The sequence below is a fragment of the Variovorax boronicumulans genome (assembly GCF_030812215.1).
In the GTDB taxonomy this organism is placed as follows: Bacteria; Pseudomonadota; Gammaproteobacteria; order Burkholderiales; family Burkholderiaceae_C; genus Variovorax; species Variovorax boronicumulans_C.
Window position 1 is genome coordinate 245,085 of the sequence record NZ_JAUSSG010000010.1, and the last position, 13,021, is coordinate 258,105.

Here is a 13,021-nt window from a genome sequence, read left to right on the forward strand (position 1 = left end):
TGCTATAAAAGCGCCCAATATTCAGACAACAAGGAGGGATTTCGATGCCATTCATCGGACTGGGACTGCACGTCCTCATCGCGCTGTTCTTCGCCGTGCATGCCATGCGCCACGGCAAGCAGATCTACTGGCTCATCATCCTGTTCAGCTTCCCGCTGCTGGGCAGCGTGGTGTATTTCGTAGTCGAGTACCTGCCCGCCTCGCGAATGCAGCGCACCGCAGGGAAGGTGGCCACTGCCGCCATCGGCTTCATCGACCCCGAGCGCGAGTACCGCGCAGCTACCGAAGCCTACGACCTCGCCCCTACAGCCCAGAACAAGCTGCGCCTCGCGAAGGCCGCTCTCGACAAGGGCCAGGCTGCCGATGCGGTCGGGCACTACCGCGACGCACTGAAAGGCCCGCTCTCCTCGGACCCCGAACTGCAGTTCGGCCTGGCCAGCGCGTTGCTCGCCGCAGGCGGTGCTGCTTCGGGTCGCGAAGCGCTGCAGGCACTCCAGGCCCTGCGCACCGCACGTGACGACTACCGCAAGGACGAGGTCGCAGTGCTCACCGCTCGCGCGCTCGCCGCCGATGGCCGCCAGGCGGAAGCACGCGAGGCCTTCGAGGCCGCGCTGAGCCAGTACAACACCGTCGAGATCCGCGCCCGCTACATCGCGTGGCTGGCCGAGCAGGGCGACACCAATGGCGCACAGCGCCACTGGAACGAGCTCCAGCAATCTGCTCGCCATTGGAATTCGCACGCACGGTCCGTCAATCGCGAGTGGATGCGGCTGGCCGAGGGTGCCACGCGGGCCTGATCGCCTTCACCAAAAGAAAAAAAGGGAGTACCGGCAATGAAGATCACTGAGTCCAGGCGTCGCTGCCTGATCGCCGCTGCATGCGCAGCACTGTCCTGGGGCCAAGGAAACGCTCTGGCCGCGCAGGCCTTGGAGTCTGTCGCGTCTCACATCGAGAGAACCGGGGCAGTGGGAGGCCTTGCCAGAATGCCCGCGCCGTTGGGAGCAAGGGCCGAAGTCGACTACCCCGACCTTGCCAAACGGGCAGGCATGGGAGGTCGAGTGACCGTCGCTGTGTTCGTCGACGAAAACGGTCGGCCTCTCAAGACGCGGATCGCTTCGCGCGAGCCCATGTTCCTGGATATCTTCGACGACGCCTCGCGTCGTTCGGCCATGGGTGTCCGCTATAGCCCAGGCCTGGATGAAAACGGAAAACCGACCGCAATGTGGGTCGAGCAGCCGTTCAGGTACGCGCTCAATGGCGAGACACCGCCACGCTGCACGGTGGACACGGCAGCACATTACCCAGAGGCTGCCCGCGCTGCGGGGATCGAAGCCACGGTTGGCGTCTTCGTGAATCTGGACGCAAACGGCTGGCCCGCCAGGAACGGAATGGCCGTCATCGGCCGAATTCCGACGAATGCGAGTCTGTTCGATGAGCCGGCAAAGGCAGCCCTGCTGAAAATTCGCTGCCAGCCTGCCAATCGGGGCGGCGCGAACGTTCCAAGCATCGCCGTGGTCGATATCGCCTTCACGCCTCCCGTGGACAAGCTACCCGGAACCCCGGCGCAGGATTGATGCGCCAATCTGCACCGGCCCCGCGAAAGGCATAGCCGCCCTCACCTTTCGTCGGATCGACAGGCTGCAGTGCTTCCCGCAGCATGCGAGCGGACAGTAACACCCTGCCAAAGGAAGACGCATGCGGATCAAGCAAGCCCTCGCTCAACTCGCTCTGGGTGTCTTCATGGGAGCCGGCATCTCGGCCGCAAGTGCCGCGAGCTTCGACTGCGCCAAAGCCGGCAACGCGACCGAAAAAGCCATCTGCGCCGACCCCGGCCTGTCGCGGCAGGACGAAGCCCTGGCTGCGCTCTACCAGCGCCAGCTCGATATGCCCGATACGGGCCAATGGGCAGCGATCCTGCGGCGCGACCAGCGCGACTGGATCGTCGTGCGCAACCGCGAATGCAAGGGCAACTTCGATTGCCTGAAGCAGGACTACCAGCGCCGCATCACCTACCTCAGCCATCCGCTGCTGCAATGGATGGGCCGCTACGTGCAGGGCAAATGCCCGCACGAAGGCCGCTTCCTCGACGTCACGCCCGGCGATGGCGGGCAGCTCGATGTGGAGATCTACGTCTGCCCCAACCCGCGCGGCAACATGCTGCTGCAGGGCAGGAACGAGCTCGAAGCCGGGCAGCGCCTGCGGGTGGCAGAAAGCGGGCGTTGCACCCGCACTTTCCAGTTCGCCGCCGACCGCATCACGGTCGGCGACGGGCCCGAATGCGCACCCGCGCTGAAAGGCGTTTATGTGCGCGACCCGCGCCGCTCGCCGTTCGAACTCGAGGGCGCGAAGTGAAAGACTGAATTACTTCTTGTACGCGGCGATGCCGTCGACGACTTCCTTCTTCGCCGCATCGATGCCTTCCCAGCCCAGCACCTTGACCCACTTGCCGGCTTCCAGGTCCTTGTAGTGCTCGAAGAAGTGGCTGATGGCCTTCAGGCGCATCGGGTTCACATCGTCGACGGACTTCCAGTGGCTGTAGATCGGCAGCACCTTGTCGGTGGGCACGGCGAGCACCTTGCCGTCGACGCCGGCTTCGTCTTCCATCATCAGGATGCCCAGGGGGCGGCAGGGCACGACCACGCCCGGCAGCAGCGGATACGGGGCGATCACCAGCACGTCGACCGGGTCGCCGTCGCCCGACAGGGTCTGCGGCACGTAGCCGTAGTTGGCGGGGTAGTACATGGCCGTCGTCATGAAGCGGTCCACGAAGATCGCGCCGGATTCCTTGTCGACTTCGTACTTGATCGGGTCGGCGTTCATCGGGATTTCGATCACGACGTTGAAGGCATCGGGGACGTTCTTGCCGGGGGAGACTTTGTCGAAGGACATGACGTTTTTCGAGTAGTTGAAAAGTATTGGGGAGACGGGGACAAACCCTGAGTTTACTTTCCGTGTCACCGGGCGGTCGCACACGACCGCGTTTTTGCCTGTAAATTGCAGCCGTTGGCCAATCGGCTCCTCACCTTTTCGGTGCAGCGAGCTTCGAGGAAGCAACGCGGCGGAGAACATGGTCCCGTACGCGTTGCACGCAGGGCCCATGCTGTCCGTCTCCACAAGTCACAACGAACGAATGGAGAAGCAAAGCATGATCGGCAACACCCCCCTGATACTCGCCATCGTCTGCGGCCTCGTGGCCGTCGGCTACGGTTTCTGGGCCCGAAGTTGGATTCTCGCCAAGGACCCGGGCAACGCCCGGATGCAGGAAATCGCCGCCGCCATCCAGGCCGGCGCCTCGGCCTACCTTGCCAAGCAATACACGACCATCGCGGTGGTCGGCGTCGTCCTGGCGGTCCTCATCGCCCTCTTCCTCGACCTGACCACGGCCGTCGGCTTCGTGGTCGGTGCGGTGCTCTCGGGCGCCTGCGGCTTCATCGGCATGAACGTGTCGGTGCGCGCCAACGTGCGCACGGCGCAGGCGGCCACCAAGGGCATCGGCCCGGCGCTGGACGTGGCGTTCCGCGGCGGCGCCATCACCGGCATGCTGGTGGTGGGCCTGGGCCTCTTGGGCGTGACCGTCTTCTACTGGTTCCTGGCCGGCAGCGCGCCGAAGTCGGACCACACCCTCGCGGCCATCCTCAACCCGCTGATCGGCTTTGCCTTCGGCTCCTCGCTGATCTCGATCTTCGCGCGGCTGGGCGGCGGCATCTTCACCAAGGGTGCCGACGTCGGCGCCGACCTGGTGGGCAAGGTCGAGGCCGGCATTCCGGAAGACGACCCGCGCAACCCGGCGGTGATCGCCGACAACGTGGGCGACAACGTCGGCGACTGCGCCGGCATGGCGGCCGACCTGTTCGAGACCTACGCGGTGACGCTGATCGCCACCATGGTGCTCGGCGCGCTGATGGTCACCACGGCGCCCGGCAACGCGGTGCTGTATCCGCTCGCATTGGGCGGCGTGTCGATCATCGCGTCGATCATCGGCTGCTTCTTCGTGAAGGCGTCGCCGGGCATGGTCAACGTGATGCCGGCGCTCTACAAGGGCCTGGCGGTCGCGGGCGTCCTGTCGCTGATCGCGTTCTGGTTCGTCACGGCCTGGATCATTCCGGACAACGCCATCGCCGCGAGCGGCAGCCAGTTGAAGCTGTTCGGCGCCTGCTTCGTGGGCCTCGCGCTCACCGCCGCGCTGGTGTGGGTCACCGAGTACTACACCGGCACGCAGTACAAGCCGGTGCAGCACATCGCGCAGGCCTCGACCACGGGCCACGGCACCAACATCATCGCGGGCCTGGGCGTCTCGATGCGCTCGACGGCCTGGCCGGTGATCTTCGTCTGCATCGCGATCCTGGCGTCGTACGCGCTGGCCGGCCTGTTCGGCATCGCGGTGGCCGCCACCTCCATGCTGAGCATGGCAGGCATCGTGGTCGCGCTGGATGCCTACGGCCCCATCACCGACAACGCCGGCGGCATCGCCGAGATGAGCGAGCTGCCCGACAGCGTGCGCGCCGTGACCGACCCGCTCGATGCCGTCGGCAACACGACCAAGGCCGTGACCAAGGGCTACGCCATCGGCTCGGCCGGCCTCGCCTCGCTGGTGCTCTTTGCCGACTACACCCACAAGCTGGAGAGCTTCGGGCTGAATATCAGCTTCAACCTGAGCGACCCAATGGTGATCGTGGGCCTCTTCATCGGCGGGCTGATTCCCTACCTCTTCGGCGCGATGGCCATGGAAGCCGTCGGCCGCGCAGCCGGTGCGGTGGTTGAGGAAGTGCGCCGTCAGTTCCGCGAGATCCCCGGGATCATGGAAGGCACCGGCAAGCCCGAGTACGGCAAGGCCGTGGGCATGCTGACCGGCGCGGCCATCAAGGAAATGATGATCCCGTCGCTGCTGCCGGTGGTGGTGCCGATCGTCGTGGGCCTCGTGCTCGGACCGAAGGCACTGGGCGGCCTGCTGATGGGCACGATCGTCACGGGCCTCTTCGTCGCCATCTCGATGTGCACGGGCGGCGGCGCATGGGACAACGCCAAGAAGTACATCGAAGACGGCCACCACGGTGGCAAGGGCTCCGAGGCGCACAAGGCAGCCGTCACCGGCGACACCGTGGGCGACCCCTACAAGGACACCGCCGGCCCGGCCGTGAACCCGCTGATCAAGATCATCAACATCGTGGCGCTGCTCATCGTGCCGCTGGTGGTGAAGTTCCATTCTGGCGATGCGGCGGCGATGGCACCCGCCAAGGTCGAGACGCCGCCGGCCGCCACCGCGCCTGCGCCGGCACCCGCGGCCATGGCCCCGGCCACGCCGGCTGCGGCGGTTGCCACCGGCGCCGTGACGGCGGCCGAAGCCGCTGCGGTGAAGGTCGAGAACGGCATCGTGAAGTTCTACTTCGCGAGCGCCAGTTCCGAGGTCGCGCCCAACGCCAAGGAGGCGCTGGCCGATGTCATCAAGGCCGTGCAAAGCGGCAGCACCGTGCTCGTGAGCGGCTACCACGACGCGAGCGGCGACCCGGCGAAGAACGCCGAGCTGGCCAAGCAGCGCGCCATGGCCGTGAGCGATGCGCTCAAGGCCGCGGGCGCGCCCGAAGACAAGATCGAGCTGGCCAAGCCCGAGCAGTCGCAGGCCGATGGCCCGCCTTCCGAGGCGCGCCGCGTCGAAGTGAAAGTGAAGTCCTGAACATGCCCACACCCGCACGGCTCGAAGCCTTCATTGCCGCCGTGGAGGGCGGCGCGCATGCCAAGGCCATCGAGGACTACTACACCGAAGATGCCACCATGCGCGAGAACCAGACCGAGCCGCGGCGGGGCCGCAGCACGCTGGTCGCGCAGGAGAGCGCCGTGCTCGACCGCACCGAATCGGTGGTGCCCACCTGCGTGCGGCCGGTGCTGGTGAACGGCGACCACGTGGGCATTCACTGGATCTTCGAATTCACCTTCAAGGGAGGCGCCCGCATGCGCATGGAAGAAATCGCCTGGCAGCGCTGGGACGGCGAACGCATCGCCGAAGAACAGTTCTTCTACGACCCGGCGCAGCGAAAGCCGGGCTGACACGCAACGGCCAGGTGCTCATTCCGCATCGCCCCCTCCGGTTCGTGCTGCTCACGCTGCCCGCCCTGGCGCTGGGCGCGGCGGCCTTTGCCCAAAGCCGCCCCGACGCCCTGCCCCTGAGTTTCGATGCGGCGCGTGCCCGCATGGTCGAGCGCTCCGACAAGCTGGCCGCCGCACGCTCGGCCGTCGAATCGAAGGAGCTGCAGAGCGAGGGGTTGAAGCGCCTGGGCGGCCCGGTGGTGAACGTCTCGGGGCTGGCCTACGCGTACAACGCCAACCTGAACCTGGACCTCGATCCGCTCAACCAGAAGCTCGGGCAGATCGGCCAGTCGCTGCCGCCGTCGATCCAGAGCTTCATCTCGCGCGTGCCGATTCCGCAATTGCCCAACAGCTACACGCTCAACCGGCACGACACGGGCACCAACACATCGATCTCGGCGGTCTGGCCGATCTACCTCGGCGGTGCGACCGATGCGGTGCGCGGCTTCGTCTCGGCGCAGACGCGCGAGGCGCAGGCCGATGCCGAGCAGGCCGGCCACGAAGTCGACACGCTGCTGGTGCAGCGCTACTTCGGCGCCCAGCTCGCGCAGCGCGCGGCCACGCTGCGCGCACAGGCCGAGCGCACGATTGCCCAGCATGACGCGGCTGCGCAGAAGATGCTCGCGGCTGGCGTGATCTCGCGCGTCGAGCGGCTGCAGGCGAGCGCCGCCTACGAAGAGGCCCGGCGCAACGCACGCAAGGCCGAGGATGACGCAGCGCTGGCGGCCGTCGCCCTCGCCCGCACGGTGCGCGCCGACGGTACGGTGGCGCCGCAGACGCCGCTCTTTCTCATCAGCACGCCCATCGAGCCGCTCAACTACTTCATCGACTCGGCGCTCATGCGGCACCCCGGCCTCGGCAAGGTCGCGGCCAAGAAGTCGCAGGCCGAGCAGTTGCACGAAGGCGAGGAGGCGCTGCGCCGGCCGCAGGTCATTGCCTTCGGTACACGCCAGCTCAAGAGCGGCAATGCCGACTGGGTGGCAGGCCTCGGCGTGCGCTGGACGCTGTACGACTCGGTGGACCGCGATGCGCTCTCGGCTTCTTCGCAAAAGCAGGTCGAACAGGCCGAGCACACGGATGCGCAGGCGCGCAGCGACATCTCGCTGCTGGTCGAGCGCAACTGGCGTGCGCTCGAGAACGCCCGCCGCCAGTACCTCGACATGAAGGTCTCGGTCGAGCTTTCGGAAGAAGTGGTGAAGCTGCGCGTGGCGGGCCTGCGCGAAGGCACGAGCACCACGCTCGACCTCATCGACGCCGAGACCAACCGCGCCAAAGTGCTGACCGAGCGCGCGCAGGCCGCCAACGAGTACGTGCAGGCGCTCGCGCAGTTGCTCGAGAGCGCGGGCCTCTCCGAGAAGTTTTCCGAGTACATCGCGCGTGCCGACTTGAAGGTGAATTGATGATGAGTGCCAAGACCCGAAAACTGATTGCCATCGCCGCGGCGCTGCTGGTGCTGGCGCTGCTCGTCTGGGGCTTCTGGCGCGCCTCGCAGCCCGCGGCCGAAGTGTTCCAGGGCCAGATGGAGGCGCGCGAGACCGACGTGGCCGGCAAGGTCACTGCGCGCATCGCCGAGGTGGCGGTGAAGGAAGGAGACCGCATCCAGGCCGGTGCGCTGCTGGTGCGCATGGACAGCCCCGAAGTGCGCGCCAAGCTCGCGCAGGCCACGGCCGCCGAGCAGGCCGCGCAGGCCGTCGCCGACAAGGCGCAGAACGGCGCCCGCCCGCAGGAAGTGGAGATGGCACGCATGCAGTGGCAGCGCGCCGAGACCGCGGCGCAGCTTGCGCAGACCTCGTTCCGCCGCGTCGATGGCCTCGCGCGCGAAGGCCTGGTCGCCGACCAGAAACGTGACGAGGCCGAGGCCAACTGGAAGGCATCGCGCGACGCTGCCATTGCGGCGAAGGCGCAGTACGACATGGCGCGCATCGGCGCCCGCCCCGAGGACCAGGCGGCAGCCAGCGCGCAGGCGCGCCAGGTCGCCGGCGTGGTCGCCGAGGCGGAAGCCGCCAAGGCCGAGACCGAGCTGCGCAGCCCGGTGGGCGGCGAAGTGGCCAAGGTGCTCGCGAAGGTCGGCGAGCTGTCGCCGCAGGGCGTGGCGGTGGTCACCGTGGTCGACCTGAACGACCAGTGGGTGGTGCTGAACGTGCGCGAAGACCGGCTCGCGCGCTTTGCGGTCGGCAGCGAGTTCGATGCCCGCCTGCCGGCGCTGGTGAACGATAAGGACAAGTCCGACGCGCACCGCGTGGCCCGCTTCAAGGTCTACTACAGCGCCGCCCTGCCCGACTTCGCGACCTGGCGCGCGACGCGTGGCGGCAACGGCTTCGACGTGCGCACCTTCGAAGTCCGCGCACGGCCGTTGAAGCTCATCGACGGCGCGCGGCCCGGCATGAGCGTGCTGGTCGATTGACGGTCCGGCGATGAGCCTGCGCGGCTTCTCCGCAGCGAGCGCACAGCGCGAATTCGCGCTGCTGCGCACCCGGCCCTGGGACCTGGCCATGGTCTCGTGGGTGCCGCTGCTCGCGGTGTTCCTGATCTGGTGGATCTTCTCGGCCGGCCTGCCCGAGCGCTTGCCGATCGGCGTGCTCGACCAGGACCGCACAGCCCTTTCGCGGCAGGTGGTGCGCTTTCTCGATGCCACGCCCGGCCTGCGCGTGACCCAGTACTACGCGGACGAAGGCGCCATGGCGCGCGCATTGACCAGCGGCGCGGTCGATGCGGCGGTGCAACTGCCGCGCGACCTCAACCGCGATGTGAAGCGCGGGCGCGTCGGCCAGGTCGTGCTGCTGCACAACGCGCAGCTGGGCACGCATTCGAGCCTGATCCAGCGCGACGTGCGCACGGTGGTGGCCACTGTCTCGGGCGGCGTCGAGCTCGCGGTGCGCAACAAGCGCGGCGAGTCGATGATGGCCGCGCGCGTAAGCATGGAGCCGATCAAGGCGAGCATGGTGGCGCTGTTCAACACTTCGACGGACTACGAGCAGTTCCTGGGCGCGGCGCTCATTCCGGCATTGCTGCACATCCTGGCGATGACGGCGGGTGCCTGGGCCGTGGGGCGCGAACTGCGCGATCGCAGCATCGCCGAATGGCTGGGCGCAGCGCCACGCTGGCACGAGGCACTGGCCGCGCTGGCGGGCAAGCTCGTGCTGCCGTTCGCGAGCCTGTCGGTGGTAGGCATCGCGGCGATGCTGTGGATCACGGCCGGCCGCGGCTGGCACCCGGTCGGGTCGGTGGGCTGGACGCTGTTCGCGCTGGTGGTGTTCCTCGCGCTCTCCATTGCGCTCGGCGCGTTCGTCTCGGCGCTCACGCGGTCGCTGCGCACCGCGCTCTCGGCCACGGGCTTCATCACCGCGCCTGCGTTCGCTTTCGGCGGCGTGGGCTTTCCGCTGGTGGCTATGCCGCTCCTTGCCCAGATGTGGGCGAGCCTCTTGCCCTACACGCACTACATCCGCGTGCAGATGGAGCAGTTGCAGATGGGCGCGCCGCTCGCGTATTCGGTCGCCACGCCGCTGTGGATGGTGCTGGGCACTGCCCTGCTTCTGGCCGCATCGGCCGCTGCGCTGGTGCGCGCCGCGGCCGCGCCCGACACCTGGGGAGGCCGCTGATGCACCTCGACCCCAAGCGCACCCGCTTCGGCGCCGCCTGGCGCGACACCGCGCTCGCCGTGCTGCGCGACAAGGGCGTGCTGCTGATCATGCTGCTCGCGCCCATCATCTACGGCTTCTTCTACCCGTGGCCCTATGGCGCGCAGGCCGTGACGCGCGTGCCGGTGGCGGTGGTCGACGAAGACCACAGCGGGCTGTCGCGGCAGATCGCGCGCTTCGCGATGGCCAATCCGCGGCTCGATGTGCGCCTGGTCACGTCCGACGTGCACGAGGCGCAGCAGGCGCTTTGGCGCGGCGAGATCGAGGGCTATGCGCTGCTGCCGTCGGACCTGAAGCGCAACGTGATCCGCGGGCTCTCGGCGGTGGTGACGATCGAGGGCAACGGCGCCTATGCGCTGCTGAACAAGGCGGTGCTGTACGGCTTCTCGGAGGCGGTGGGCACGGTCTCGGCGGGGGTCGAGATCCGCAAGCTGCAGACCGGCGGACAAAGCGCGGTGCAGGCGGCGCGAAGCCGCAGTCCGCTCAACACGCAACTGGTGGCGCTGTTCAACCCGACCGAGGGTTACGGGAGCTATGTGGTGCCTGCGGTGGCGCTGCTGATCCTGCAGCAGACGCTTCTGATGGGCGCGGCGATGCTGGCAGGCACCTGGGCCGAGGCTGGGCGATTGCGCGCGGGGATGAGGGCTTGGTTCGGGCGGCTGGGGGCGCTGTCGGCCTTCGGCTTCCTGAGCGGCCTTTTCTACTTCGGCTGGGTGTTCTTTCTGCAGGACTATCCGCGTGGCGGCAATCCGCTCGGCGCGCTGGTGCTGCTGCTTTTCTACGTGCCTGCGATCTGTACGGCCGGGCTGCTGCTGGGGTGCTGGTTCCGCGACCGCGAGCGGGCTTTGCAGGTGCTGCTGTTCACCGCCTTGCCGATGGCGTTTCTTTCGGGGTTTTCGTGGCCCGTCGAGGCGTTGCCGGAGCCGCTGCAGGCCCTGCGTTGGGTGTTTCCGAGCACAGCGGGTATCCAGGCGTCGCTCAGGCTCAACCAGATGGGCGCGCCGCTGCACGACGTGCTGCCCTATCTCGGCGTGCTGCTGTCGCTCGCCGTTGCGGGGCTGCTGGTGCTCCGGGTCGCCGCCACGCCGCGGCGCGCAGACCGCGAAGCCGCCTAGCGCTGGCTCTCGGCTGCCACGGCGCGCACGAGGCGCGTGGCGGGCGCCACCAGCTCGCGCAGGTCGCCGGCACGCTCCTGCTCGATGGCCTGCAGCACCAGTTCGTTGATGCCGCCGACGACCGTCATCGCCATCTCGCTCGTCAGGTGAGCGGCCGGGCCCCCTTCGGTACCGCTGCTGTTGATCGCGACCTGGATGAAGTTGGCGATCTCGTCATTGACCCGGCGGCGCGCGGCCAGGCCCGGCATCCCGAGCCCCAGGATCTCGACAAAGAGCGTGCGCAGCAGGACCGGGTCTTGCGCCAGGTAATCGAAGTACGCGGTCATCGCCTGCTCGACCTGTGCATGCCAGGGCTGCGCGGGATCGAAGGCCTCGCTCACGGCCTGCAATGCGAGGCGGCTGGCGGTTTCGTAGAGCGCGATCAGGCATTCGGTCTTGGTGCCGAAGTGCTCGTAGAAGGTGCGGCGCGACACGGCGGCCTCGCGCACGATGTCGGCGATGGTCGTGTCGGCATAGCCCTTGGCCGCCACGGCCTGCGCCATGCCCTGCAAAAGGCGCGCATAGTGCTCGCTTTCCGTGCCCTCGGCAGACTTGGAGGCCACGGTTTTTTCGATGGTGTCGCTCATGAATGGCACATTTTCCTACGTCTTGGTACTTGACAGTACCAGCATCGGTCCGCACCATGGAGGCATGCGGTACGCATCTGTACCAATCTTTCTGCCCATGATGTCCCGAGGATTGTTTTCATGACTGAACTCGTTGTTCGCCGCCTGCTGATCGACCTGCAATCGCCCTTTGCCCGCAACTGGTGCGGCGGCGATGCATTCTCGACCGCCTTCTTCAATGCCCTGTCGATGAGCTTTCCCTTCGGCGAGCAGTTCTTCATCGATGCCGTTCGCGACGCCGTGGCCACGCTGCCGCCCGAGGTGCAGGAGAAGTACCGCGCCGACGTGCGCGGCTTCATCGGCCAGGAGGCCACGCACCGGCGCATTCACTCGCTCTTCAACAACCACCTGGAGAACCAGGGGCTGGTCGATGGCTGGACGGCACGCGCGAACAAGCGCTTGGCGCTGATGGAAGAAGCCGATCCGCGCCACGCGCTGGCGGTCACCGCCGCCACCGAACACTTCACCGCGATGTTCGCCGAGTGGCTGCTGGCTCGTCCCGAGATCCTCGACGGCGCGGAGCCGCGGCTGCGCACCATGTGGCTGTGGCACAGCGCCGAAGAGCTGGAGCACAAGTCCGTCGCCTTCGACATCTACAAGGCCACGGGTGGTTCGGACGAATGGCGCAGGCGCTGGTTCCGCCGCGTGACCGTGATGTTCCTCGGCGACCTGATGCACCAGACCATCGACAACCTGCGCCATGAAAAGCAGTTGTGGAAATGGGCCACCTGGAAGAGCGCGGCGCGCATCCTGCTGAGCAAGAACGGCCTGCTGCGCGGCAACCTGGGCGGCTGGCGCAGTTACCTGCGTGCCGACTTCCATCCGGCGCAGCAGGACAGCAGCCTGTCGACGCGTTGGCTGGCCGACAACCGGGCGCAGTACACGCCCGTGGGTGCCGCGCCAGAGGCGCCCCCTGCTGCCGCCGTAGCGGCTTAGAACATGCTGGCGCGGTGCGTGCCGCGGCCAATCCCCTGCTGCTGCTCGGCACGCGGCGACAGGTCGTGCAGGGTGTCGAAATCCGAGGGCGCATCGGGCACCCGCATCACCACTTCGAGCTCATGCATCGACGCAACCCAGCGGCCGGCCGCCGAGTCGGCCGGCTCGTCGTTGGCGAAGGTGCCATCGCGGATGTAGAGCGTTTCGCCCTCGGGGCGCTCGGCGTGGAGCTCGACCAGCCGCGCGATCGAGAAGTTGTAGGTCACAAGCTTCTCGCGCGTCTTGCGATCCTTGCCGCCGCAGTTGAAGGAGCCTTCCGCCGCGATGACGATGCAGGAGCCTTCGACGCCGCCGTCCATGTCGATCTCGTTGCCGGAACGCCAGATGGCATTGGGCAGGCGCACGCGCACCTTGTCGATCACCAGATCGCGCTGCTTGTTGAGCGTGCCCAGGGGCGGCACCAGCGAACGCAACTGCCGCAGGCGCTCCGCGAAGTTGTCGTCCATGAGGAATTCGACATGGTGCGTCGCGCTGCCGGACGAGCGCTTGACCACCTGCATGACGACATGGCGGGGTTTGCTCACGG

The 13,021-nt window shown here is 67.5% G+C and carries 13 protein-coding genes; 10 read left to right on the forward strand and 3 right to left on the reverse strand.

Translation table 11 applies throughout. The features are described 5' to 3' along the window. The first annotated feature begins 44 nt into the window (after positions 1–44). The 3 genes from J2W23_RS25335 to J2W23_RS25345 all read left to right on the forward strand — a co-directional run bounded on the left by J2W23_RS25335 (position 45) and on the right by J2W23_RS25345 (position 2,352). Positions 45–797, forward strand: a complete 753-nt coding sequence (locus J2W23_RS25335; protein ID WP_307650706.1) for a hypothetical protein — start codon at positions 45–47, stop codon at positions 795–797. 36 nt (positions 798–833) lie between these two features. Next, entirely contained in the window at positions 834–1,574 is a 741-nt protein-coding gene (locus J2W23_RS25340; RefSeq protein WP_307650707.1) for a TonB family protein, read from the forward strand. A gap of 121 nt (positions 1,575–1,695) precedes the next feature. Then, complete coding sequence (locus J2W23_RS25345; protein ID WP_307650708.1) at positions 1,696–2,352, forward strand: lysozyme inhibitor LprI family protein; 657 nt, start codon at positions 1,696–1,698, stop codon at positions 2,350–2,352. A gap of 9 nt (positions 2,353–2,361) precedes the next feature. Here J2W23_RS25345 and ppa read toward each other — a convergent pair whose 3' ends face one another. After that, positions 2,362–2,889, reverse strand: a complete 528-nt coding sequence (gene ppa, locus J2W23_RS25350) for an inorganic diphosphatase (RefSeq protein WP_042576736.1) — start codon at positions 2,887–2,889, stop codon at positions 2,362–2,364. Between the two features lie 256 nt (positions 2,890–3,145). Here ppa and J2W23_RS25355 point away from each other — a divergent pair, with 256 nt between their 5' ends. Genes J2W23_RS25355 through J2W23_RS25380 form a run of 6 tightly spaced genes read left to right on the forward strand, consistent with a single transcriptional unit; the run spans position 3,146 to position 10,834 of the window. Beyond that, positions 3,146–5,671, forward strand: a complete 2,526-nt coding sequence (locus J2W23_RS25355) for a sodium-translocating pyrophosphatase (RefSeq protein ID WP_307650709.1) — start codon at positions 3,146–3,148, stop codon at positions 5,669–5,671. Positions 5,672–5,673: 2 nt separating this feature from the next. Further along, positions 5,674–6,042, forward strand: coding sequence for a nuclear transport factor 2 family protein (locus tag J2W23_RS25360; RefSeq protein ID WP_307650710.1), 369 nt, complete (start codon positions 5,674–5,676; stop codon positions 6,040–6,042). Between the two features lie 44 nt (positions 6,043–6,086). Continuing rightward, the gene (locus J2W23_RS25365; RefSeq protein ID WP_307650711.1) at positions 6,087–7,481 is read left to right on the forward strand and encodes a TolC family protein; all 1,395 of its coding nucleotides are present in this window, start codon (positions 6,087–6,089) and stop codon (positions 7,479–7,481) included. Further along, entirely contained in the window at positions 7,481–8,485 is a 1,005-nt protein-coding gene (locus J2W23_RS25370) for an HlyD family secretion protein (RefSeq protein ID WP_373423983.1), read from the forward strand. The genes J2W23_RS25365 and J2W23_RS25370 overlap by 1 nt, the downstream gene beginning before the upstream one ends. A 10-nt stretch (positions 8,486–8,495) precedes the next feature. Continuing rightward, positions 8,496–9,680 carry an ABC transporter permease gene (locus tag J2W23_RS25375; RefSeq protein WP_307650713.1) on the forward strand — a complete coding sequence of 395 codons (1,185 nt, stop codon included), beginning with the start codon at positions 8,496–8,498 and terminating at the stop codon, positions 9,678–9,680. Next, complete coding sequence (locus J2W23_RS25380) at positions 9,680–10,834, forward strand: ABC transporter permease (protein ID WP_307650714.1); 1,155 nt, start codon at positions 9,680–9,682, stop codon at positions 10,832–10,834. The genes J2W23_RS25375 and J2W23_RS25380 overlap by 1 nt, the downstream gene beginning before the upstream one ends. Here J2W23_RS25380 and J2W23_RS25385 read toward each other — a convergent pair. Beyond that, positions 10,831–11,460, reverse strand: a complete 630-nt coding sequence (locus tag J2W23_RS25385) for a TetR/AcrR family transcriptional regulator (RefSeq protein ID WP_307650715.1) — start codon at positions 11,458–11,460, stop codon at positions 10,831–10,833. The two genes, J2W23_RS25380 and J2W23_RS25385, sit on opposite strands and share 4 nt — an antisense overlap. 120 nt (positions 11,461–11,580) lie before the next feature. Here J2W23_RS25385 and J2W23_RS25390 point away from each other — a divergent pair, with 120 nt between their 5' ends. Then, entirely contained in the window at positions 11,581–12,435 is an 855-nt protein-coding gene (locus J2W23_RS25390; protein ID WP_307650716.1) for a metal-dependent hydrolase, read from the forward strand. Here J2W23_RS25390 and J2W23_RS25395 read toward each other — a convergent pair. After that, on the reverse strand, positions 12,432–13,019 hold the full coding sequence (locus J2W23_RS25395) for a hypothetical protein (RefSeq protein WP_176657078.1): 588 nt from the start codon (positions 13,017–13,019) through the stop codon (positions 12,432–12,434). The genes J2W23_RS25390 and J2W23_RS25395 overlap by 4 nt on opposite strands. Between the last annotated feature and the right edge of the window lie 2 nt (positions 13,020–13,021).